The 23,215-nt window shown below is 64.7% G+C and carries 22 protein-coding genes and 3 pseudogenes; 8 read left to right on the forward strand and 17 right to left on the reverse strand.

Features of this window, described 5'->3' with window-relative positions; genetic code table 11:
• Positions 1-158 precede the first annotated feature (158 nt).
• Complete coding sequence (locus I6F38_RS24285; RefSeq protein ID WP_225162092.1) at positions 159-1,295, reverse strand: hypothetical protein; 1,137 nt, start codon at positions 1,293-1,295, stop codon at positions 159-161.
• Positions 1,296-1,963: 668 nt separating this feature from the next.
• Between I6F38_RS24285 and I6F38_RS24290 the strand changes: the two genes are divergently transcribed.
• The 3 genes from I6F38_RS24290 to I6F38_RS24300 all read left to right on the forward strand — a co-directional run bounded on the left by I6F38_RS24290 (position 1,964) and on the right by I6F38_RS24300 (position 4,060).
• On the forward strand, positions 1,964-3,076 hold the full coding sequence (locus I6F38_RS24290; protein ID WP_225162093.1) for a helix-turn-helix transcriptional regulator: 1,113 nt from the start codon (positions 1,964-1,966) through the stop codon (positions 3,074-3,076).
• Positions 3,077-3,229: 153 nt separating this feature from the next.
• Positions 3,230-3,535: a hypothetical protein gene (locus I6F38_RS24295; protein WP_225162094.1), complete on the forward strand. Its 306-nt coding sequence runs from the start codon at positions 3,230-3,232 to the stop codon at positions 3,533-3,535.
• A gap of 3 nt (positions 3,536-3,538) precedes the next feature.
• Complete coding sequence (locus I6F38_RS24300) at positions 3,539-4,060, forward strand: DUF1697 domain-containing protein (RefSeq protein WP_225162095.1); 522 nt, start codon at positions 3,539-3,541, stop codon at positions 4,058-4,060.
• A 162-nt stretch (positions 4,061-4,222) separates the two neighbouring features.
• On the opposite strand, the gene I6F38_RS24305 is transcribed toward I6F38_RS24300, so the two are convergent.
• Complete coding sequence (locus tag I6F38_RS24305) at positions 4,223-5,446, reverse strand: threonine ammonia-lyase (RefSeq protein ID WP_225162096.1); 1,224 nt, start codon at positions 5,444-5,446, stop codon at positions 4,223-4,225.
• Positions 5,447-5,764: 318 nt separating this feature from the next.
• A complete protein-coding gene (locus I6F38_RS24310; RefSeq protein WP_225162097.1) occupies positions 5,765-5,920 on the reverse strand; it encodes a response regulator in 156 nt (51 codons plus the stop codon).
• A gap of 23 nt (positions 5,921-5,943) precedes the next feature.
• Here I6F38_RS24310 and I6F38_RS24315 point away from each other — a divergent pair.
• Positions 5,944-6,348 (forward strand): annotated as a pseudogene (locus tag I6F38_RS24315) (magnesium-protoporphyrin IX monomethyl ester cyclase); the annotation flags it as partial.
• A gap of 492 nt (positions 6,349-6,840) precedes the next feature.
• On the opposite strand, the pseudogene I6F38_RS24320 reads toward I6F38_RS24315, so the two are convergent.
• The 10 genes and pseudogenes from I6F38_RS24320 to I6F38_RS24365 form a co-directional block, all read right to left on the reverse strand.
• Positions 6,841-7,970 (reverse strand): annotated as a pseudogene (locus tag I6F38_RS24320) (cobalamin-dependent protein).
• 112 nt (positions 7,971-8,082) lie between these two features.
• Positions 8,083-8,823, reverse strand: coding sequence for a di-trans,poly-cis-decaprenylcistransferase (locus tag I6F38_RS24325; RefSeq protein ID WP_225162098.1), 741 nt, complete (start codon positions 8,821-8,823; stop codon positions 8,083-8,085).
• A gap of 30 nt (positions 8,824-8,853) precedes the next feature.
• Positions 8,854-9,276, reverse strand: a complete 423-nt coding sequence (locus I6F38_RS24330) for a transcriptional regulator (protein ID WP_057015410.1) — start codon at positions 9,274-9,276, stop codon at positions 8,854-8,856.
• The gene (locus tag I6F38_RS24335) at positions 9,263-9,880 is read right to left on the reverse strand and encodes a hypothetical protein (protein ID WP_057015349.1); all 618 of its coding nucleotides are present in this window, start codon (positions 9,878-9,880) and stop codon (positions 9,263-9,265) included. The genes I6F38_RS24330 and I6F38_RS24335 overlap by 14 nt, the downstream gene beginning before the upstream one ends.
• A gap of 128 nt (positions 9,881-10,008) precedes the next feature.
• Entirely contained in the window at positions 10,009-10,365 is a 357-nt protein-coding gene (locus tag I6F38_RS24340; RefSeq protein ID WP_028341411.1) for a DUF1428 domain-containing protein, read from the reverse strand.
• A gap of 113 nt (positions 10,366-10,478) precedes the next feature.
• Positions 10,479-11,216, reverse strand: a complete 738-nt coding sequence (locus tag I6F38_RS24345; protein ID WP_225162099.1) for a thioredoxin family protein — start codon at positions 11,214-11,216, stop codon at positions 10,479-10,481.
• Positions 11,217-11,234: 18 nt separating this feature from the next.
• Positions 11,235-11,597: pseudogene (locus I6F38_RS24350) on the reverse strand (SRPBCC domain-containing protein); the annotation flags it as partial.
• Positions 11,582-12,037, reverse strand: coding sequence for a metalloregulator ArsR/SmtB family transcription factor (locus I6F38_RS24355; RefSeq protein WP_225162100.1), 456 nt, complete (start codon positions 12,035-12,037; stop codon positions 11,582-11,584). The pseudogene I6F38_RS24350 and the gene I6F38_RS24355, both read right to left, overlap by 16 nt.
• Positions 12,038-12,167: 130 nt before the next feature.
• Positions 12,168-12,416, reverse strand: coding sequence for a DUF3551 domain-containing protein (locus I6F38_RS24360; RefSeq protein ID WP_083714871.1), 249 nt, complete (start codon positions 12,414-12,416; stop codon positions 12,168-12,170).
• 210 nt (positions 12,417-12,626) lie between these two features.
• Complete coding sequence (locus I6F38_RS24365) at positions 12,627-13,598, reverse strand: tripartite tricarboxylate transporter substrate binding protein (protein ID WP_092080933.1); 972 nt, start codon at positions 13,596-13,598, stop codon at positions 12,627-12,629.
• A 204-nt stretch (positions 13,599-13,802) separates the two neighbouring features.
• Here I6F38_RS24365 and I6F38_RS24370 point away from each other — a divergent pair, with 204 nt between their 5' ends.
• Together I6F38_RS24370 and I6F38_RS24375 are read left to right on the forward strand one after the other, a co-directional pair.
• A complete protein-coding gene (locus tag I6F38_RS24370; RefSeq protein ID WP_057015344.1) occupies positions 13,803-14,222 on the forward strand; it encodes a VOC family protein in 420 nt (139 codons plus the stop codon).
• A gap of 209 nt (positions 14,223-14,431) precedes the next feature.
• Positions 14,432-16,012 carry an AMP-binding protein gene (locus I6F38_RS24375; RefSeq protein WP_225162101.1) on the forward strand — a complete coding sequence of 527 codons (1,581 nt, stop codon included), beginning with the start codon at positions 14,432-14,434 and terminating at the stop codon, positions 16,010-16,012.
• A 101-nt stretch (positions 16,013-16,113) separates the two neighbouring features.
• Here the strand turns inward: I6F38_RS24375 and I6F38_RS24380 are convergent, their stop codons facing one another.
• From I6F38_RS24380 to I6F38_RS24395, 4 genes are all read right to left on the reverse strand, one after another.
• Positions 16,114-17,403, reverse strand: a complete 1,290-nt coding sequence (locus I6F38_RS24380) for a cytochrome P450 (protein ID WP_092080937.1) — start codon at positions 17,401-17,403, stop codon at positions 16,114-16,116.
• Between the two features lie 208 nt (positions 17,404-17,611).
• A complete protein-coding gene (locus tag I6F38_RS24385; protein ID WP_225162102.1) occupies positions 17,612-18,709 on the reverse strand; it encodes an HD domain-containing phosphohydrolase in 1,098 nt (365 codons plus the stop codon).
• A 290-nt stretch (positions 18,710-18,999) separates the two neighbouring features.
• On the reverse strand, positions 19,000-21,285 hold the full coding sequence (locus I6F38_RS24390) for a molybdopterin cofactor-binding domain-containing protein (protein WP_225162103.1): 2,286 nt from the start codon (positions 21,283-21,285) through the stop codon (positions 19,000-19,002).
• Positions 21,282-21,773, reverse strand: coding sequence for a (2Fe-2S)-binding protein (locus I6F38_RS24395; RefSeq protein WP_026192016.1), 492 nt, complete (start codon positions 21,771-21,773; stop codon positions 21,282-21,284). The genes I6F38_RS24390 and I6F38_RS24395 overlap by 4 nt, the downstream gene beginning before the upstream one ends.
• Before the next feature lie 309 nt (positions 21,774-22,082).
• On the opposite strand from I6F38_RS24395, the gene I6F38_RS24400 reads away from it, so the two are divergent.
• Both I6F38_RS24400 and I6F38_RS24405 read left to right on the forward strand, forming a co-directional pair.
• Complete coding sequence (locus I6F38_RS24400) at positions 22,083-22,871, forward strand: alpha/beta fold hydrolase (RefSeq protein ID WP_225162104.1); 789 nt, start codon at positions 22,083-22,085, stop codon at positions 22,869-22,871.
• Positions 22,868-23,203, forward strand: a complete 336-nt coding sequence (locus tag I6F38_RS24405; RefSeq protein WP_225162105.1) for a hypothetical protein — start codon at positions 22,868-22,870, stop codon at positions 23,201-23,203. Before I6F38_RS24400 ends, I6F38_RS24405 begins: the two co-directional genes overlap by 4 nt.
• Positions 23,204-23,215: the final 12 nt, after the last annotated feature.

Raw genomic sequence — 23,215 nt, forward strand, 5'->3', positions numbered from 1 at the left:
ATCCCGACGACAGCCAGCTTTCAAGAGCGCTGCAATGCCACCATGACACAGCCATTGCGGCCGCGCGGACCGGCTCAGTGCATGCCGCCGGCGCCGAAAGCTCCCGTCAATGTGATCCACACGAGCGCAGCCTCGGTACCCTCGAGGTCAGGCTGCGCTCACAACGCGATGGCGTTCTTCAAGCGAGAGGTGTCTTGATAGGCCGGCGACGCCAGACGTTCGGATAGCCACGGCCGCGCGCGCTTGCCGCTGACCTCGTGCACACCGTCGAAGATGTCAATGTCGATCAAATGCGGATGGCCTGACGATGCGTAGATCGACTGCATTTGAGAAAACTTTTCATCCCGCCCAAGTTCCAGCGCGTTTGCACCGTCACGGCTCCCGATCTCGACGAACAGCGGACACGGGCAGAGCAAGTACGCCAGCTCCGCGCCGGCGTACTTGGCGCGGCCGTTGCTGAAATGGATGTAGGCCGCAAGTTCGACGCCGAGATTCCTGGTGATCACGGATGACATCAGGAACTTCTTCTCGTCGCGCATATATCCGGACACGACAGTCGGCCGCATCTGCCCCGTCGCGGCTTCCAGATGCAGCGCGAGAAAGGCGCCCCAGGACACCCCGTAGACGCCGACATTCAAACCCGACGCGCCGGTGAGCTTCCTGCAAACGATTTCGCCGGCGTCGAGCGATGCGCATGACACGTTGTGGGCGGAGACACCGTGCGATGCCAGCATCGCGGCGATGTTGTTCTGGCTCTCCTGATTTCCGATTTGGATGATGTAAGGACACCAGACGACGTAGCCGTCCCGACATAGCTGTTTGCCGAGCGCGTTCATGTAGTCCTTGTCGGCATCGTCGAAGCAGCGCTCCGGCGTGCTCGCCATGCCGTGGCCGAGCAGGATCAACCCCTTGAATTCTCCGTCGGGAATTCCAAGACATCCGCGCACCGGCACACCGCATTCCAGATCGAACTCGACCTTCACGACCGAGAAGCCATCCGCGAGCGCGCGCCAGTGAACCCGGATCTCGTCGTGCGACGGCCGATAAAGCCGCCGCGCCCGGAACAGGGATCGCATCTCTCCGCGAATCTCCGAACCGGTTGCGACCGCATGCAGCCTGCCGCTTGCCGCGATATCGAACAACGACCGGCAGAACTGATCGTAGCCAAGGGTCGGCAAGTCGACATTCGCGCATGATCCCTGGCAATGGCCCAGCGCCAGCCTGTCGTTGCCGGTCCGCGACGAGGGGCCGACCAGCGTCATCAACAATCCGGAAAGAGCCCTGCGACTGATCATCGACTTTCCCCGAGCCGACGATGGCTCGCATGAATGTCAGAGGTGGCCGCTCAAAGCGCGATGAGACCCGGTTTGAATCGTCATCGCGCGTAGGTCGCCCCTTAGGCATGATCCTTTTCGGAAAAACGCTTCGCACTTTTCCGGATCATGCCCTAGCTGGCGCCACGGATTGCCCGGATACAAATTAAAGGATGTTCATGCTCGAACGATCGCGTGCAGCGTTGTAAATGTGTGACGCCGGCGGGGCTGGCGCAGCGCCAGTCACGCCAATCAGGTTTCGAGATGCTTCGGAATATTTCTGCCTGTCACGCAGCTTCGATTTCACCACACGCGGCGATGATCGTCAGGCCTTGATTATCGGGTCTTCATCAAATCTCTATCGAGTCTCTATCAAGTCTTGGGCCTGCCCCCGCCGACCTGGCATCGGCCTTGGAATTCGTCGTCCGGGCGCCGGCGGCCGCGCGCCGGGTCGCAGCCGAGCGAGCGAGGCTCCACGCGCCCGCGCGAAAATCGCGAAGAAGAGCGGCGAAAACGTCGGAATTCCCCCTGATGCGCGTGAACGCGCACCGGAATAACCCGGACTCGTGGCTCGGGCTGAATTGCTTTACGCAATATTTCCGGGGTCGCCGGGTTTATCTATTGGGCAACAACGGTTTTTGGGATGACCGATGGCGAACGACCTGCACGAGCATCTGATTGAACTGGCCTATGAGGCCGCGGTCGTCCCCGAATTGTGGCCGAATGTCCTGCATCAGGTCGGTGCAATCGCGCGTGCGCGCGGTATTGTGCTGCTGACGGCGGCCCCGCACGACGTCCGCTGGGTCGCGTCCCCCGACATGCACGACGACACGGTGGCCTATGTCGAAGGCGGCTGGCACGAGCGCAACGGGCGATTGCCGCGCCTGCTCGCGGCCAACCATGCCGGCTTCCTGCGCGACATCGACGTGTTCGATACGCCCGAGGAGGTGCAGCAGGATTTCCAGATCCGCGAATTCTTCCGCCCGCGCGGGCTCGGATGGGGCGCCGGTACTGCGATCCCGGTGCCGAGCGGCGACGTGCTGATCTACAGCGTCGAGCGCGAATACCAGCACGGACCGATCGAGCGGGAAGCAATCGAGCAGCTCGACGCGCTGCGGCCGCATCTGGCGCGTGCCGCGCTGCTGTCGGCACGGCTCGGGATGGAGCGCGCCAGGGCGGCAACCGAATCGCTGGCGATGCTCGGCCTGCCCGCGGCAGTGCTGCGGCGCGGCGGCCGCCTGATGGCGGCCAACGCGCTGTTCGACCGCCTGGTGCCCGACGTGATGCAGGATCGCGGCGAGCGCCTGACGCTGGCGGCGACCACTGCCGACGCGCTGTTCGCCCAGGCGCTGGCCGCACTTGATCAGGGACTGATCGGCGTGGAGGTACGCTCGGTGCCGATCGCGGCACAGGAGGATCGGCCGCCGCTGATCGTGCATCTGGTCCCGATCCACGGCGCAGCGCGTGACCTGTTCGATCGCGCGGCGGCGATCGTGATCGTGACGCCGGTGGTGCCGGCCGAGGTGCCGACCGCGGAGGTGCTGCAGGGCCTGTTCGACCTGACGCCGGCGGAGGCGCGCGTCGCGCGCGGCATTGGCGAAGGACGCACCGTCGAGGCAATCGCCGGCGCATTCGGCATTTCCCGCGAAACGGTTCGCAACCAGCTCAAGGCGGTGTTGGCCAAGACCGGACTGGGCCGGCAGGTCGAGCTGGCCAGACTGCTCGCCGGCGCGAAGGTGCCGCCGGGGTCGTCAGGAGACTAGCGCACGCCGCGCAAGCCTCGGTACAGGGGTCGATGCGATCCTCCGGGAATTCGCAAAACGATCGCATGTTCAAACGGCACCGGTTACGCTAGGGGTAGCTCCCGTCCCTCCGTGCGCCCTCCCGGCGCATGTCCAGTCAATGAGTGCATCTGAATGGCCGAAGCCGACCTCGACGCCGTCATCCGGCAAACCGCAAAAGCGCAGACCAAGGCCGTGATGGCGGCTGCCAAGAAGCGCCAGGCCGTCTGGGTCGCGCGCGCGGCCAAGGCCAAGGACAAGGAGACCAAGGCGCGCTTCCGCTTCCTGGCCAAGAGCACGATGATGAACGCAACCGCGACCGCCAAGCGGTTGCAGAATTCGGCCGAGAACGCCGCCGACGCCTATGCGCGCGCCATGAAGAAGGCGATGGAAGAGCCGCCGCCGGCCAAGAAGCCTGCGAAGAAGAAGGCCGACGGCTAGTCGATGCCGCGTTACGTCGCCCTGCTGCGCGCGGTCAATGTCGGCGGCACCGGCAAGCTGCCTATGACCGAGTTGAAGGCGATGTGCGTCGACGAGGGATTTGCCGACGCGCAGACCTATATCGCCAGCGGCAATGTCGTGTTCTCCTCGAAGCTCGGCGCGGCCAAGGTCAAGGCTGCGCTGGAGCGGCGGCTGCGGGCCTATGCCGGCAAGCCGGTCGGCGTCGTCGTCCGCAACGCGGACGAGATCGCCGCGGTGCTGAAGGCCAATCCGTTTCCGAAAGCACCGCCGAACTATACTGTCGCGATCTTCCTCGACGAGCCGCCGCCGAAGGACGCCTTGAAGGACATCAAGGGCCAGCAGGACGAAGAGGTGCGGCTCGGCAAGCGCGAGATCTATGTCGCCTATGGCAGCGGCATGGGCCGCTCGAAGCTGAAGATCCCCGCCGCCGCCAAGGGCACCGCGCGCAACATCAACACCATCGCGAAGCTCGCCGAGCTCGCGGCGGGGGACAACGAGGGTTAGTTCGCCTATTGAAATCCGTCATCCTGAGGAGCGCGCACTTGCGCGCGTCTCGAAGGATGCGCGGCCCGGCCGGTGGCCGATTCATCCTTCGAGACGGCCGCGTTGCGGCCTCCTCAGGATGACGGGTCAGGACTTCAGTTCGCGGCAGATAGCGCAAAGTTGCTAGGTCTCCCGCACCGCGAATCCTTCGGCGCCGAGCCTTGCCAGCACCTCTTCCAGATGGGCGCGGTCGCGGGTTTCGATCACGAGCTCGAGCAGCGTCGCCTTCGCCGGAAGATCGGAGAAGGTGCGCTGATGCGAGACCTCGATGATGTTGGCGCCGGCGTCGGCAAGCAGGATCGACACCGCCGCGAGCTGTCCGGGCCGGTCGACGATGTCGAGCGCCAGCTGCGTCAGCCGTCCCTCGCGCGCGAGCTCGCGGGTCAGGACCGAAGCGATCAGCCTGGTGTCGATATTGCCGCCAGTCAGCACCAGGCCGACATTGCGGCCGGCAAAGCGCGCCGGTGCCGCGAGCACGGCGGCGAGGCCGGCGGCGCCGGCGCCTTCGACCACCGTCTTCTCGATCGAGATCAGGGTCGCGACCGCGCGCTCGATCTGGTCCTCGCTGACCAGGATGATGTCGTCGACGAGCTCGCGGACGATTTTCGTGGTGATCTGCCCGGGCGCCTTGACCGCAATGCCCTCGGCGAGGGTGTCGCCACGCATCGGCAGCTGCTCGCCTTTGACCGCATTGTACATTGACGGATAGAGCTGGGCCTGCACGCCGACGACCTGGATCGACGGCTTCAGCGCCTTTGCGGCCGTGGCGATGCCCGAGATCAGCCCGCCGCCGCCGATCGGTACCACCAGGATATCGAGCTCCGGCACCGTCGCGAGCATTTCAAGTCCGATCGTGCCTTGCCCTGCAATGATCAGCGGGTCGTCATAGGGATGGATCAGGATCAGGCCCTTCTGCACAGCATGCGAGCCAACGAACGCGAAGCATTCTTCCAGCGTCTGCCCGGTGATGATCACCTCGGCGCCGTGCCGCCTGGTGTTCTCGATCTTCACCATGGGCGTGCCGATCGGCATCACGATGGTGGCGGGGATGCCGAGCCGCTTGGCGTGATAGGCCACGCCCTGGGCGTGATTGCCGGCAGACATCGCGATCACGCCGCGCTTGCGCTCCCCGGGCGACAGCGCCTGCAGGCGATTCAGCGCGCCGCGCTCCTTGAACGTCGCAGTGAACTGCAGGTTCTCGAATTTGAGGAACAGGCGGCAGCCGCAGATCTCGCCCAGCGTCCGGCTCTCGTTGCAGGCCGTGACCATGACCGCATCCCGGATCACATCCGCGGCACGGCGTATGTCGGCAAGGGTGATGGCGGCGGTATGGGCAGGCTGTGGCATCGGGTTTCGCTTTGGTCCGTTTCGTCAGACGGAACCTAGCGGGTTTCGGCGCCGAACACGACCGCGCTTTAGCGTGCGGTCAACACCCGTTCCTCCGGCCTCGCCGGCCCGGTCAGTTGAACCTCATCACATTTCGGGCATACCAGCGCGGTGCGGAAATGCTTGTCGAGCACAATGGTTCGCGTCCTGCCGCACCGGCAGCGCATCGGCTTATCCATGGAAGACCGGCCCGGGTTAGAGATGCAAGGAAAGCGTGCGCCCGGCTACCTCAGTCCGGTTAACCCAATATGACTTGAGGCCGGATAATTTGTCGCGCGGCTAAAAGAGACCAGCGCTGAGATCGAGGCCGTAGCTTGCCCTGAGCGCCGCAACGAACAGGACCGCGGAGGCAAGCAGCAGGACATGCCGGGCGATGCTGCTCCGAAGCGAATTGGCCGGAAACGCGCGTGCGATCGATTGAGCCAAAGCAGTCATTTGCGACCTCCGGAGCCACGTCCATGGAGAACACCGACGAGAAGACGCTGGAGCTGATCCGCAAGGGCGCGACCACCACGATCGATCGCGAGGCCATCCGTTTGATGCGCCAGCACGGCATCCTGTCGATGGCGACCTGGGTGGTCGGCTTCGAGGAGGAGACCGATCGCGATCATTGGCGCGGTCTCAGGCAGCTGTTGTCCTATGATCCCGACCAGATCCAGATGCTGTACGTCACGCCGCATCGCTGGACGCCGTATTTCCGTCTCGCGGCGGAGCGGCGCGTCATCCAGACCGATCGCAGGCTCTGGGACTACAAGCATCAGGTGCTGGCGACCAGGCACATGCCGCCATGGCGCGTGCTGCTCTGGTTCAAGTTCACCGAGATGGTGCTGCAATGCCGCCCGAAGGCGCTGCTTCGCGTGCTCTGTTCGGGATCACTCGGTGCCCGCACCCGATTCTTGAAGCGGTGACCGACCACGATCAGCCTGCCCTCGGCGCGGATTACGGTATCGGCCGATGGCGCGGACGGCAGATTGTCTTGCGTGACCGCTTCCAGTGCACACAGGAACTCGCGACCGGCCGATGTGATCTCCCAGCCTTCGACGTCACGGAGCACATAGCCATGGCTAAAGATGTCGAGTTCGGGGACCCGCGACGCCAGACGTTTGATCCGCGCATGCCAATCGTCGCCGCTCGATGAGAGGATTGCTATGTCGTGCTTGAGTGAATCGAGGGTGGCTCTGCCGCCGAAATGACTGGCCAATATTTTTAAGATCGCAACCTGTATGCTCAACTCGACGCCTCGACCGCCACGGTTCTTTTTGTTCTGCGCAGCCGACCTGGAAATTATCGCGCTGATGACTCAGGCGTCCAGTCATCAGCGCCAGTTATCCAGAATCCGACAAGACGGTATCGACTTACGCCGCGCGTGATGCGCCGACGCGGCGCTCGGGCCGGTGCGACGACATCGATTCCTCCTCCATATCCAGCGGCGCGCCCCAAAATTCCTGCACGGTGGGCCCGTTCTTCAACCTCTTGTCGCGCAGGAAGCCGAGGATTTCGTGCGGCCAGACCCGGCGGCCCATCTGCGTGTACCAGCGCATCGCGTGACGAAGCCCGGCGTCGCGGTGAAGCAGCACGTGCCGAGCAGGAAGCGCTGCCACCCCGCTTTCTTGTAGAGATGCAGGATATCGGCGTCGCGCACGATGTCGTCGGCGCGGGTCGAGCCGACCAGGATCAGATCGACATCCTCCGCGATCAAGGCCTCGAGAAAGGCCCGCCACGCCTTCTTCGAGACGGTCGGATTCTCGTCGGCGAAATTGATCACTTTGACGCCGTGCTCACGATGGAGCCGCGCCAACTCCTTCGCAAACCGCACGGGGTCGCGGTGCCGCCACCGCGTCCAGAAGCCGCGCTGGCCGCAATAATTGCACAGATGCGGACAGCCGCGCGAGAACTGCACGACGACGGCGCGCAGGCCGCCCCAATAGCTGTAGCGTGCGTGATCGATCAATTCCCAGCCGACGCGATAGGCATCGAGATCACGGATAACAGGCGCAGGCGGCGTCACGCGCGGCCCATAATCGTCGCGGAATGCGATGCCGTTGATGATGCGGAGATCCTCGCCGGCCTCCAGCGCCCGCATCAGACGCCGCGCAGTTTCTTCGCCCTCGCCGCGCACGATCGCAGTGACGTAGCGCTCCTCGCGCAGGATGTCGCGCCAGTGATAGGTCGGAAACACGCCGCCATAGACGATCCGGACACCGGGCACGGCCTTGACGATCGCCTGCGCCACCGCGGCGATCACAGGATGGCCCGACGTCGAGCCGGAATGACCGAACAGCACCGCATCCGGTGCAAATCTCGATGCCTCCGCCACGATGGCTTGAACCGGCATCGGCCCGAACTCGGCATCGATAAGACCAACGTCGTGGCCGTCATCGATTAGGGGGCCGCCGATCGACAACAGGCCGAGTGGCGGCAGATGGTCGTCGGGGATCCGGCTGCCGATCGCCGGATGCGGCACGTTGATGAGAAGAATGCGCATGGATGATCGCTCCCGCTTTGGTTGGCGTGATCGTTCGTCCCCGCATCTTGTGAGAGAGAGCCCAGCCCCCCGGCCGGGCTTTAGGAAGAAGCAGTTGGCGCGGCTTGACGCGCTAGAGGTTCGGCACCTCCGCCGGCGCGATCGCGGTCAGCCCGCCGAAGCGGCGCTCGCGGCGATGGAAGGAGCCGAGTGCGTCGGCGAGATCGTCGGCATCGAATTCGGGCCACATCCGCTCGGTGAAATGCAGCTCGGCATAGGCGCCCTCCCAGAGCAGGAAGTCCGACAGCCGCTTCTCGCCCGAAGTGCGGATGATCAGGTCGACGTCGCGCAGCCCGGCCTCGCCGGTGATGAGATCGGCGAACGTCTCGCGGCTGAGCTCGCCGGCGCCGGCCGCGCGCGCGGCGGCGTTCAGGATGGCGTCGCGCGCCGAATAGTCGATCGCGATGCGCAGATGCAGCGTGGTGCCGCCGGCGGTCTCGGCCTCGGCGCGCGTGATCGCGGCGGCGATGCCGTCGGGCAGCCGGTCGCGGCGGCCGATCACGGTGAGGCGAACGCCGTTGCGCACGAGCGCGGCGATCTCGTTGGCGAGATAGAACCGCAGCAGCCCCATCAGCGCCGCGACCTCGGCCTTCGGACGGCGCCAGTTGTCGCTCGAGAAGGCGTAGAGCGTTAGCGTGCCGACGCCCTGGTCCGGTGCGGCCTCGACGATGCGGCGGATCGCCTCGACGCCGGCCTCGTGTCCGCGCAGGCGCGACAGGCCGCGCCGCGTTGCCCAGCGGCCATTGCCGTCCATGATGATGCCGACATGGAGCCTGAAGGCGGCTTCCGGCTTGAGCGCGACGTTACTTTGCATCACAAAGTCTCCGGACAAAAATGAGATGGTTCAAACCGGCTGGATACCGAGGCGGCCAGCTGCGCGGTCGTCCTTGCCGGCGGCCTTTTCTGCCGTGCCGGCGGCCCTCTCGGCCGTGCCGGCGGCCTTGGCCGCGTCACGCACCAGCTGCTCGAGCACAGCGAGATAGTCGAGGAAGCGGCGACGACCACTCTTGGTCAGGCGGCAGGTGGTGTGCGGACGATTGCCTTCATAGCCCTTGATGACGTCGACGAGACCGGCCTCCTGCAGCACCTGGAGGTGCCGGCTGAGGTTACCGTCGGTCAGGCCGCAGAGCTGCTTGAGATCGGCAAAGGCGAGCCCCTTCGGATGCGCCATCAGCGAGGTCAGCAGGCCGAGCCGCGCCTTCTCGTGGATGACGCGGTCGAGGCCGTCATAGGCGAACGGCGCGGTGGTCAGGTCAGTCTTCGGCATCATGGCCTCCGGAAGCGAAATAGAGCAGCGCTGCGAGCAGCAACTGGCCGATCGCGAATGGCAGTCCCATGGTCCAGGGCGACAGCGCGTGGCTCTGGCTTGCGATCAAGAGCACCGTGAAGCCCGACAGGAAATACCAGGCGCCGCCGAGCGCGATCGTGCGCGGCAGCAGGCGGACCGAAGCGAACACGCCGAGGCTGACCAGCACCTGCCACAGGCCGGGCAGCATCCACAGCGTCTCGGGCGCGAACTTCCATTGCAGGATCGCGAGCAGCACGCCGGCGATCGCCGCGGGAACGAACTGCTCGATCGCCTGCTGGACCATCGCGTCCGCAAGGCCGGAATGATGCCGCCGCGAGCGCGCCTGCATCTCGATCCAGATCAGCACGGCGGAGACCAACGCGGCCGCCGCCCAGCCTGCGAGGAACGCGATCGGATGAGCGGTGGGATCGGCGAGCCAGAGATATTGCGCAAGCGCCGTGACCAGCGCGATGCCGCTGGTGGCGGCGACGGTTGCCGGACCGTAGCCGCGGAACGCCGTTCCGGCCGCAATCTGGCTGCGGATGGCGAGGATATCGGCCAACGCCTTGTCGAGGTCACGCATGATTCGCCCGAACTTTGTATTGCAAAGTATACGGGATCACCAAGTAAACGCAAGCAGCATCGCGCCGCGTGCCGAGCGTGATGTTTAACAGCCGGTTACTGCGCGGATTGCGGCAAAACCGTGCCGCGTCAGACCTTCACGAGGCTGGCAAAGCCGCCATAGATCATCCGCTTGGCGTCGAACGGCACGTCGCCCGTGCCCATCGACGCCAGGCGCGGATCGGCCATCACCTTGGCGTTGATCCGGTCGCGCTGGGCGCGCGACTTGTAGGTGATCCAGGCAAACACGACGGTTTCGCCGGCCTTCAGCTTCACGCTCTGCGGAAATGAGGTCAGCTTGCCTGGCTTGACGTCGTCGGCGACCCATTCGCGATAATCCAGCGCGCCATACTCGCGCCAGACCTTGCCGGCCTTCTTCGAGAGCTGCGCATAGGCTTTGAGTTTCTTCTTCGGCACGGCGACGATGAATCCATCGACGTAAGGCATGCGGATGACTTCCTGCTGTTTGGTTCCCCGTCATTGCGAGGAGCGAAGCTATGAAGCAATCCATCTCGACACTTGCGGCGCGATGGATTGCTTCGCTGCGCTCGTAATGACGATCAGGAGTGACAGCAGGATGCCTGAACCGGCGCCGGTTGGTACTGGTCACGTAGCCGCACCCAATCCATCGGATAGGGCAATCCTTCCTCGTGGCGGCCGAGTGGTGTCAGGTCGAGATAGTGATAGGCGGCATTCATCATGTCGAGGCCGCGCGCGAAGGTCGAGTAGGTGTGGAACACGCTTCCCTGCTCGTCGCGGAAGAACACGCTGACGCCGGGCAGTTCGGGACCATAGAGCGGCGTCGTTCCATAATTGTATTTCGCGTCCCCCGCATCGATCTGCGCTTGCGTGAACGACACGCCGTAATCGTAGTTGAAGTCGCTCTCTCCCGAGGAGACCCAATCGAAGGTCCAGCCCATCCGCGCCTTGAATGCGGCGAGCTTGACGAGCGGCGCCCGCGAGATCGCGATCATCGTGGTGTCGCGTGCGGCGAGATGCGGAACTATGCGCTCGAAACCGTCGGCCCAGAACGAGCAGTTCTTGCACGCAGCGTCCCACTCCGGCGCGAACATCACATGCTGCACCACGAGTTGCGGCCTGCCCCTGAAGAGATCGCCGAGGGTCATTTTGCCGCCAGGGCCGTCGAAGACATAGTCCTTGTCAACTTTCACCCAGGGCAGTTCGCGGCGCTGCCGGCTGAGCGCTTCGCGGGCCTGGGTCAGTTCCTTCTCACCGGCCATCAATGCCTTGCGGGCTGCGATCCATTCTTCGCGCGAGACGATCATGTGCTGTTGCATGGGATGCTCCTTTGCAGGTCAGGCGTCGACGAAGCTTTCCAGATTGCCGAGGAATGCGGTCCAGCCGCGCTGGTGGTTGTCGCGGGCGGCCTCATCGACGAACTGCGCGTGGTGGAAGGTGAGCAACGTACCGCCGGCATCGGGCTTGATCGATATCGTCACCTCGGATTCGCGTTCGGGCGTCGAATGCCAGGCCCAGCTGAACACCAGCTTCTCGTTCGGCACCACCTCACGATAGACGCCGCCGACCTCGTGATATTCGCCGTTGGTGCCGATGAATCCGATGCGATAGCGTCCGCCGACGCGGACATCGAGTTCCGCACGCGTCGTGGCCGGCTTGACCCCACCCGGTCCGAACCACTGCGCTAGATTTTCCGGCTCGGTCCACGCGGCGTAGACTTTTTCCGGCCGCGCGCGGAGGCGCCGCGTGAGGGTGAGGCTTGGGCGCGCGGCGAGGCCGGCGTCGGCGGCGACTGCGGATTGGTTTGCCATGGTTCTTCCTCCACAAAGGCGGCAAGGCGGTCGAGATTGTCGGACCAGAATTGCGCATAGCGATTGAGCCAGTTCATCGCCTGCTCCATCGGCCGTGCGGTGAGCCGGCACGCCACCGTGCGGCCGGTCTTTTCGCGCGCGACGAGACCCGCATCGGTGAGCACGTCGAGATGCTTCATGATCGCCGGCAGCGACATCGCGAATGGCTGCGCCAGCTCGCTCACCGACAGGCTTTCCTGGTCGCCGAGCCGCGCCAGCAGCGCGCGACGGGTGGGATCGGAAAGCGCCGCAAAGGTGCGGTCCAGCGTCTCATCCTGATACTTAACCATATGGTTTAGTATAGGCGCAAACGGCGTGACGTCAAGTGCGCGGCTTCACGATCACGTCAGCATGGACCCGACGCGAGGGAGGAACGTCAGGAACAGTGGCGACAGACTGCCTTGCGGTGATGCCGCAACGCTAGTCGGGATATACGGTCCGGTGCCGACGCTGATAGCGGCCCGGTGGTGGCGGCGGCGGTTCGCTGAACAAGAAGCGCGGATTCTCGCCGCAATAGAGATAGCGGCCGGACACGCTCGCGAGGCATTGCTGGTAGGTCCGGTAAGCGCATTCGCCGGGATAACCCAGGCTCGGGCCCTGCGCGCACCATGGGTAGTCATAAGGATCGGCGGAAGCGGGCGTGATACTCGCCGCGCCTGCGAGCGTCATCGTTCCCAGAATAAGCATTGCCAATCCCGATGCGCTCATGATCCGGCTCCTCGGACGCCGCAGTTAGCCAGGTGCGGCATCTTTGATAAGGTTCCTGAAGGTCATTTTATTCCGCGTCAAGGCCGACGAATCCGGCTTCGGCCAGGGACCGGCTGTACCACGCGGGCCACGTTTGTCCCGCGCGATCCAGCATCGCGCCTCTTGCGAGGCCTACTCGACCTTGAGGCCGGCGAACTCGACCACCTTCTTCCACTTGTCGGTCTCGGCCTTGATGTCGTTGCCGAAGGCCTCCGGCGTCTGGATCAGCGGATCGCCGCCGAGCTCGACCAGACGCTTCTTCATGTCGGGTTCGGCGAGCACGGCGTTGATCTCGGTGTTGAGCTTGGCGACAACTTCCTTCGGCATGTTCTTCGGCGCGCCCATGCCAAACAGCGCGCTCGCCTCGTAGCCCTTCACGGTTTCGGCGACCGACGGAACATCGGGCAGTTGCGAGGATCGCTCCGTTGACGTCACAGCCAGCGCGCGCAACGCGCCGGAGCGGATGTGCTGGATGATCGAGGGCATGTTGTCGAAGATCACCTGCACCTGGCCGCCGAGCATGTCGGTGATCGCGGGCGCGGCGCCGCGATACGGCACGTGCTGCATCTTGCAGCCGGTCATCGCCATGAACATCTCGCCGGAGAGATGCACCGAGGTGCCGTTGCCGGAAGAGGCCATGTTCACCTTGCCGGGATTGGCCTTCACATATTCGATGAACTCGGCGACGGTCTTGGCCGGCACGTCCTTGTTGACGGTCATCACGTTCGGCACGCGATTGAAGGAAGCAACCGGCGCGACGTCGCGCACGAAGTTGAACTTCAGATTGGCGTAAAGCGAGGCATTGATGTAATTGGCCGGATTGACCAGCAGCACGGTGTAGCCGTCCGGCTCGGCGTTGATCGCCGCCTCGGTGCCGATATTGTTGCCGGCGCCCGGCTTGTTCTCGATCACGAATTGCTGCCCGAGCCTCTCCGACAGCCGCTGCCCGACCAGGCGCGCGATGATGTCGGTGGCGCCGCCCGGCGGATAACCCACGATCCAGCGCACCGGCCGCGCCGGATAGTCGGCAGCGGAAGCGCGGCCGATCGCGAATGTCGAAATCCCCGACCCGATCAGGCCCAGCGCGGTACGGCGTGAAATCATGAAGCTTCTCCCAATCCAGCAGGGTTTGGCGCCCTGCCCGTTTCTGTTGCGTTGCGTGCGGCGCGGTTTTAACAAACAATGCCTGAAGCGACCAGTGCGACACGTGCGCCGCCGACCGCGACGAAAGACTAAGCTTCGGCTCTGATCGCACCAGAACCGGCGACCACATCGCTCGAAAGCACTCTGGACCGAAGAGGATCGATCATGTCCGTCAAGGTGAATGGGCTCGACCATCTCGTGATCAACGTCACCGATGTCGTGCGCTCGGTTGCCTGGTACAGCAGGATCCTCGGCATGGAGGTGAAGGTGTTCGACCCCGGCAAGGGCAAGACACCGCGCACCTCGCTGGTGTTCGGCAACCAGAAGATCAATGTGCGGCCGCGCGATGCCGACAAGGTGGACTGGTTCACCGCCGATCACGAGGCGGCCGGCAGCGACGATCTCTGCTTCCTCACTTCGAGCACGCCCGAGGAAGTGGTCGCACATCTGAAGGCCAATGGCGTCAGGATCGAGGAAGGCCCGGTGGCGAAGCAGGGCGCGCGCGGCACGCTGCGCTCGGTCTATTGCCGCGACCCCGACGGCAGCCTGATCGAGATCTCGTCGTACGAGAAGAACGCGACCTAGCTTTCGTTCGTCCTTGCGAGCCGACGCGGCGTGCGAATGCGCGCCCGATGACGGATGCTGCGAATAAATCGATCTCTTCCGTGCGGCGGAACAGATTGCTTCAGCGCAAAACCGCTTTGCAAATCCCGATTTGCTCTCGGCGCACACCGATGGCAGAACTGCTCCCAACCAAGACCAATGGCGGCCGACAAGGCCGCGCGGGAGGACATATGAGCAATTCAAAAGCAGTGCCGGGCGTCGTGGGACCGTTTGCGGGGCTCGACGTGCCATGGCTGCTGCGGATGCGCGCCGAGGTGCGCCGCGATCATCCATTCCTGATCTGGGCGCCGTTCGGCGCGCCGGCACGGCGCTGGAGCTACGGCGAATTCCATGAGCGCGTCGGCGCGCTCGCTGCGGGCCTTGCCAAGCGCGGCATCCGGCAGGGTGACTATGTCCTGATCCATCTCGACAATTGCATCGAGGCGATCATGTCGTGGTTCGCCTGCGTCGAGCTCGGCGCCATCGCCGTCACCACCAATACCCGTTCCGCCGCCGCCGAGATCGAATATTTTGCGGGCCATTGCGGCGCGGTCGCCGCGATCACCCAGCCGGCCTATGCCGAGCTGATATCAGCCAACTGCAAGGGCCTGCGCTGGATCGCGGTGACCTCGCACGACGCCGGGCAAGCGCCGGCGCAGCCGCCCGCGCGCGGCGACAGCTTTGACGCGCTGTTTGCCGACAGCGCCGACCGGCCGCGTCGCCCGACCGATCCGCTCGCCCCCTGCAGCGTGCAATACACCTCCGGCACCACGTCGCGGCCGAAGGCGGTGCTGTGGACCCACGCCAACGCGCTGTGGGGCGCCAAGATCAACGCGGCGCATCAGGACCTGCACGCCTTTGACGTGCACCAGACCTATCTGCCGCTGTTTCACACCAACGCGCTGGCCTATTCGATGCTGGCGAGCCTGTGGGTCGGGGCGACCTGCGTGATCCAGCCGCGCTTCTCCGCGAGCCGCTTCTGGCCGGTGGCGCTCGAGCACGGTTCGACCTGGACCTCGACGATCCCGTTCTGCATGAAGGCGCTGCTCGAGCACGAGGTGCCGAAGAATCACAAGTTCCGGCTTTGGGGCACCGCCGTGAATGAGCCGCCGGCGTTCAACGTGTTCGGCATCAAGATCATCGGCTGGTGGGGCATGACCGAGACCATTACCCACGGCCTCATCGGCGAGGTCGATCAACCCAACACGCCGATGTCGATCGGCCGTGCCGCGCCCGAATACGAAATCCGCATCACCAATGACGACGGCACGCCGACCGGCGTCGGCGAGACCGGCAATCTGCTGATCAAGGGCATTCCCGGCCTGTCGCTGTTCGCCGAATATCTGCACAACGAGACCGCCACGCGCGAAAGCTTCGACGAGCACGGCTATTTCATCACCGGCGACCGCGTCACGATGCTGGAGCGCGGCTACATCAAGTTCGGCGATCGCTCCAAGGACATGCTGAAGGTCGGCGGCGAGAATGTCGCAGCATCCGAGATCGAGCAGGTGATCGTGGTGGTGCCGGGCGTGCGCGAGGCCGCTGTCGTGGCGAAGAAGCATCCGATGCTGGACGAAGTGCCCGTCGTCTTCATCATCCCGCAGGCCGGCGTCGCCGCCCTGCCCGCCGATTTGCACGACAACGTCATGGCCGCTTGTCGCGCAGGCCTCGCCGACTTCAAGCTGCCGCGCGAGATCCGCTTCGTCGACGAAATGCCGCGCTCGACGCTGGAGAAGGTCGCGAAGGCGGAGCTTAGGAAGATGCTGGAGTAAGGTTCTCCGTCATTGCGAGGAGCGGAGCGACGAAGCAATCGATGCTTCCGCGTGTGCGGCGCTATGGATTGCTTCGCTTCGCTCGCAATGACGGACGGACTTCAATTCACCTCGAACCGGATCGGCAGCTTCTTCGGGCCGTTGACAAAATAGGCTTGCGTCATCTTCACCTCGCCGTCGAGCGACAGCGACTTCAGGTGGGGAAGCAGCTCCTCGAACAGAATGCGCATCTCGAGCTTGGCGAGGTACTGACCGAGGCAGAGATGCGCGCCATAGCCGAACGCGACATGGCGATTGGGCTTGCGATCACTGCGGAAGCGATCGGGGTCCTCGAACACCTCCTCATCGCGATTGCCCGAGGCGTAGCACAGCATCAGCCAATCGCCCTTGGCGATCTTGCGGCCGCCGAGCTCGGTATCCGCGGTGGCCGAGCGCATGAAATGCTTGACCGGCGTCATCCAGCGGATCGACTCGTCGACCAAGCCCGGGATCAGTTCCGGATTGGCCTTCACCTTGGCGAATTCCGCGGGGTCCCTGGCCAGCGCCCAGATCGCGCCCGCGGTCGAGGATGAGGTGGTGTCGTGTCCCGCGGTCGCGACGATCATGTAATAGCTGGTCTGATCGTGCTCCGGCATGTAGTCGCCGCCGATCTTCGCGTTGGCGATGACGGTGGCGAGATCGTCGCGCGGGTTCTGGCGGCGATCCTCGGTAATCTTGCGGAAGTAGGCGGAGAAGTCGGCGATGATCGCCTGCAACATCGCGGAGACCTGCTCCGCACTCAGCGCGTCGCGGACGCGCGCGGTGTCGGGATCCTGCGGGCCGAACAGCTCCTGGGTCAGCTTGAGCATGCGCGGCTCGTCCGCCTCGGGCACGCCGAGTATCTCCATGATGACGTGCAGCGGATAGCCTAGCGCGACGTCCTCGACGAAGTCGCAGGCGCCGCCCCTCGCGAGCATGCGCTGCACCGTGGCGCGCGCGATCTCGCGGACGCGGGCCTCGAACTTGCCGAGATTGGCCGGCATGAACCAGCCTTGCGTCAGCGCGCGATATTTCGGGTGATCGGGCGCGTCCATCTGCACCAGCGAGCGCACCAAATTGGGCCCGCCCGTGATCTTGCGAACGCGCTCCTCGAGCGCCTGCGTCGTCAGGGTGGTCGGCCGATCGGCGTTGTGGAACAGCTCGTTCTGCCGGCTGATCGCCTGGATATGCGCGTGCTTGGTCACCACCCAGAACGGATCGAACTTCTCGGGCCGCGCGATGCCAAGCGGGTTATTGGCGCGCAGCCATCGATAGCTGTCGTGGATGCGGTCGTCCGCATAGGCGACGGGATCGACAAGGGTTGCCGCGATGTCGGCGGGGATGTCGAAATCCCCGGTCGTTGCCGTATCCATGATCGTCCTCACCCGTCGGAGCATCGGTCCTGCCGATGATCACCGGAATCTAGGCGGAGGTAAGGAGGACGACTTGCGTTGATTGGCTAGGATCCCCGCCAAAGGCGTCATTGCGAGGAGCGAAGCGACGAAGCAATCCATCGGCCCGCACACGCGGAGCGATGGATTGCTTCGCTTCGCTCGCAATGACGGCGAAAACCGTTGGAGATCAATAATGCCCGAACGCCACCGGGCGGAACGCCTGCAGCAATTGCTGGTCAAGCTTGCCGCCCATCTCCTCCATCATGGAGAATGCCTTGGCGTGGGTGAACTGCAGCCGGTAGGCGCGCTTCTCGACCAAGGCGGCATAGACATCGACGATCGTGGTGACGCGGACGATGTCGCTGATCTGGTTGCCGCTGAGGCCGTTGGGATAGCCGGTGCCGTCGAGGAATTCGTGATGGTGCACGATCACGTCGAGCATTTCCGGCGGGAAGCCGCCCTGCGCGGACAGCGCCTCGTAGCCGCGGCGCGGATGCTCGCGCATCTCGGCCATTTCCTCCACCGTCAGCGCGCCGGGCTTGTCGAGCAGCGCGACCGGAACGAAGGCCTTGCCCACGTCGTGCAGCAGCGCGGCGCGGGCGAGCCGGCGCTGGTCGTCGTCGCGCATGCCGAGGTGCTGCGCGAACGCGACCGCAAAGCCGGTCACGAACAGGCAGTGGCGATAAGTCTCCTGGTGATGGCAGCCGACCGTGGTCAGCCACTCGCGCAGCGAGTTGTGCTTGATCGCCTTTAGGATCTTGTTCTCGGCGGCGACGATGTCCTCGAACTTGAGCGGCTCGCCGGCGCGCATCCGCTCGAACATCTTGACCATCACGCCGTGCGCGGCTTCGACGCCGCGGTTGAGCGCCTTGCCGCGATCGGTCTCGTCATAGCCGCTGTCGTCGGGGAATGCGGCGCGGATGCGCTGCAGGATGCCGCGCGCATCGAACGGCCGCGAGATCGTGTCGGTGGCGCCGAGCGCCCAGGCCTGCATCGAGGCGTGATGCAAGGCGTCCGCCAGCACGAACAGCCGCGGCATCTCGCGATAGGCGTCGGCCTGCAGCTTGGCGCGGACGAGTTGCACGGCTTCGGGCGAGCGCAGATTGATGTCGACGACGATGCCGGAGAGATCGCGGGCTGGCTGCTCGGGAATATCTGAGGTCGGAACAGTATCGACCTCACCCACCGAGCGCAGGATGCTGGCGAGCTCGTTGCTCTGATCGCTTCGATCTGACGCCAGCAGGAGGCGGCGCTTCGAAGTCTGGTTGTTGGCTAAGGCAGTCATGGCATCCCCGTCGCGGTAACGACCGACGCCGGACGCTACCTGACGATGCGTTCCCTCCGGCTTAATGGGGATGCTGAACGGCGCTTAAGCGCAATGGATACAATTTGAGGGATCGCCAAATCCGCTAGCAAAATCAGGCCGGCCGAAAATCAATGCAGATGCGAGCGTCGGCGGCGAATCATGAATTTTTGCGGCGTCGAAGTTGATGCCGTCATCGCCCGGCCGACGCGCGGAGCCAAGAAAAACGCCGGAGAGCTCATGCTCTCCGGCGTCCTTGTTCGTTCAGGCCGTTACGCCTTCATCGCCGCCTTGACGGCTTCCGCGGTGATCGGCAGGCCGCGAACGCGGGCACCGACCGCGTTGAAGACGGCGTTGCCGATCGCCGGCGCCACCACCGTCACCGCGGGCTCGCCGACGCCGGTCGCCTTCTCGCCATTGGCGATGACGTTGACCGCGACTTCCGGCAGCTGGCTCATCCGAAGCGGCGTGTAGCTGTCGAAGTTGGTCTGCTCGATGCCGCCGTCCTTCAACGTCGCCTTCTCGAACAGCGCCAGCGACATGCCCCACAGCGCCGCGCCCTCGACCTGGGCCCGGATGCCGTCGGGATTCACCTGCGTACCAACGTCGGTCGCAACCGTCAGCTTCTTCACCGTCACCTCGCCCGACGGGGCGACCGCGACATGGGCGACGCAGGCGGTCCAGCTCGCCGTGGCGCGCTCCTGCGACGACACGCAGGCAACGCCCATGCCTTCGCCCTTGGGCAGCTGCTTGGTGCCGTAGCCGGCAAGGCCCATCGCAGCGAGCAAGGTGTTGCGGAGACGCTGCGCGCCGCCGTCATTCTTGCCCTTGCCGTCGAGCAACGAGATGCGCAGCTGCGCCGGGTCCTTGCCGGTCGCATGCGCGATCTCGTCGATCATGCTTTCGACCGCCCAGAACGTCCAGCCCGGCGCCACCGAGCGGAGCTGACCCGACGGGGTGGCGTTGTGCGCCATCTCGTTCTTGATCGCCCGCACATAGTGGTTGGGCACGGTGTAGAAGAAGTCCGCTCCGTTCACGGTGAAGGAGTCGAGCGGGCCTTTCTTGTCGACCGACGGTGTCAGGAAATCGGGGATTCCCCAACGCGCGGTCGGCCAGGCCGAAACCACGTCGTGGCTCATCGCGACGATCTTGCCGTCGCCATCCATGCCGGCCTTCACCTTCTGGTAGGTCAGCGGACGCGAGAAATCCATCGTCATGTCGTTTTCGCGCGTGTAGATGACCTTGACCGGCTTGCCGACGGCCTTCGCCGCCTGCACCGCGGGCACCATCATGTCGGCGTCGAGACGCCGGCCGAAGCCGCCACCGAGCCACATCTGGTGCATCACCACGAACTTCGGATCGATCCCGGCGGCGCCGGCCGCGATCGCGCCGGAGCGCGTCGCGAACTGGTTGCCGGAATAGATGTGCAGGATGTCGCCCTTGAACTCCGCAGTGGCGTTCATCGGCTCCATCGGCGCGTGGATGTTGATGTTGGTGGTGTATTCCGCCTCCAGCACCTTGGCCGCCGATCCGAAGGCCGCCTTGGGATCACCGTCCTTGACGAAGAACTGGCCGGAATCGTCCAGTCCCTGAAGCCGCTTGGCTTCCGTGAGCAGCGATTCGCTCGACAGCTTCGCGTTCGGACCGCCGTCATAGCTGATCTTCAGCGCCGCCGCGGCCTTCTTCGCCTGCGCATAGGTGTTGGCGACCGCGACGACCCAGCCGGTCGTGGTTGTGGTCTTGTCGTCGAGGGTGACGGCCTTGATGAAGCCGGGCAGCTTCTTGGCCGCGCTATCGTCGACCGACTTCACGGTGGCGCCGTAACGCACCGGTGGGGTAACCAGCGCGCCGTAGACCATGCCCGGCACCATCACGTCGATGCCGTACTTGGCCGTGCCGTTGACCTTCGACGGAATGTCGAGCTGCGGCACCGAGACGCCGATCATGGTGTACTGGTCGGGCGTCTTGAGCTTGATCGCCTTCAGATCATCCGCCGTGAAAGTCTTGGTCGCCTTGCCGCTCTTCACCACTTCGGCGAACGACATCGACTTCTTCGACTTCGCATGGCTGATCTTGGAATCGCGCACCACCAGCTCGCCGGCCGGCACGCCCATGGAGGCCGCCGCCGCCTCGGTCAATGCGATGCGGCCGGCTGCGCCGGCGCGGCTCATGGCATCGAAGTTCATCATCGTCGACCAGCTGCCGCCGGTGATCTGCGCGCCGAGCACGGGATCGTTGAACTTCGGATCGTTGGAGGCGAGCTGAACCCGCATGTCCTTCCAGTTCGCGCCGAGCTCTTCGGCCACGATCTGCGCCATGGTCGAGGCGACGTGCTGGCCCATGTCGGCCTTGCCGCAGGTCACGGTGACGAGACCGTCGGGCGCGATCGAGTACCAGACGCTCGGCTCGAAGTTGGCGGGTGCGGGCGCCGCGAGCGCCTGGTCGATGCCGGACGCTGAGTAGCCGAGCACGAGGCCGGTTGCAGCGGTGCCGACCAGGAAGGAACGGCGGCTGAGATCGGTCGTCTCGGGCGCGAGGTTTTTCACGTGCTTGTTCATGTGGCCCTCCGCTCGGATCCGGTGGCCGATGCGGTGCGCATGTCGGACGCAGCGCGCATGATCGCCTTCTGGATTCGTGAATAGGTCATGCAACGGCAGAGGTTGCCGTCCATATGCGCGACCACTTCTTCCTTGGTCGGGTTGGTGTTCTTCGACAGCAGCGCCGCCGCCTGCATGATCTGGCCGGACTGGCAGTAGCCGCATTGCGGCACCTGCTCGGCGACCCAGGCCTTCTGCAAGGGATGATCGCCCTTGGCGGAGAGGCCTTCGATGGTGGTGATCTTCTTGCCGACGGCGTCGGCGACCGAGGTCTGGCAGGACCGCACCGCTTCGCCGTTGACGTGAACCGTGCAGGCGCCGCACAGACCGGCGCCGCAACCGAATTTGGTGCCCGTCATCTGCAATTGCTCGCGGATGACCCAAAGCAGCGGCGTGTCGTTGGCCGCCTCGACGGACATATTCCGTCCGTTGATATTGAGATTTGGCATCTCTCTCCCCTTCCGGTGTAGGAAGCCGCTTACGGCGGCAACTCACTGTTGGGTCTTGGCCGGCGCCCACCGGGTAAGCGACAGTTGCCGAAACAATGATCCGGTTCCCGGCTGGAGGCAATCCAATTTGGAATTGCTCGAAAAGAATAAATTTCCGAAGATGCCTGTTGTGCGATGCGGCAACGGCATGACGCTTTTTGGAATGGCAGCGTTGGTGTCTAATCGCCAGGCGCTTGCTCAAAGCGTCGGCAGCAAGCGCCGGCAACGCCGTCCGACGACAGCGGCGAGAGAAACACAAGGAGCCCGTCAATGGCCAAGCTCAACCGCAACGGCGTCGAGATCTACTACGAGGTTCACGGCAGCGGCCCGCCGCTGATCCTGACCCACGGCTATTCCTCGACCTCGGCGATGTGGCAAGGCCAGATCGAGGCGCTGTCGCGGCGGCACAAGCTGATCCTGTGGGACATGCGCGGGCACGGCCGGTCCGATTATCCCGACGATCCCGATGCCTATAGCGAAGCGCTGACGGTCGGCGACATCGCCACTCTGCTCGACGCCGCCGGCGCCGACAAGGCGATCGTGGGCGGGCTGTCGCTCGGCGGCTACATGTCGCTCGCCTTTCATCGCGCCCATCCGGAACGGGTGCGGGCGCTGCTGATCATCGACACCGGCCCGGGCTTCAAGAAGGACGACGCCCGCGATGTCTGGAACAAGCGCGCCCGCGAGACCGGCGACCGCTTCGACCGCGAAGGGCTCGAGGTGCTGAGATCTTTGAGCGCCGAGCGCGCGTCGGTCACCCATCGCAACGCCAGAGGCCTCGCGCTCGCCGCGCGCGGCATGCTGGCACAGCGCGATGCTCGGGTGATCGAATCGCTGCCCGGGATCCAGGTGCCATCGCTGGTTGTGGTCGGCGCCGACGACACGCCGTTTCTGGCGGCGTCCGACTACATGGCGGCAAAAATCCCCGGGGCGCAGAAGGCGGTTATTCCGAACGCCGGCCACGCCGTCAACATCGACCAGCCGCAGGCTTTCATCGCCGCGGTGCTGCCGTTCCTGGATGGGCTTGAGGCCGGCGCGCCGGGAAAGCCCGCGCCATGAAGTCAGTCGCCGTTGCCTTGTTGCTGACTGCGGCGACGACGGGGGCGAGCGCGCAGAAGCTGCCGTTCGTCACCGCCCCGTCCACTTTCACCGCGACGCTGTCGAACACCACGCCGCTGGCATTCGGCATGGGCGTTGCGGACGCGCAGCGCGCGCTCGGCACGCCCTTCACCTATGTCAGCGGACGGCCCGGCAACGAGATCTTCCTGACCTTCCGCGACCTCGGCGGCAGCGGGCTGTTTCCGCACCACGACCGCCTCTTCCTGCAATTCCGCAAACACCGGCTGAGCGGCTGGAAGGCCGACTGGGGCGAGAACTGGATGTGGCGCTAGAGCATGGTCCGG

This window comes from Bradyrhizobium sp. BRP56, from assembly GCF_020194035.1.
Lineage (GTDB): Bacteria > Pseudomonadota > Alphaproteobacteria > Rhizobiales > Xanthobacteraceae > Bradyrhizobium > Bradyrhizobium australafricanum.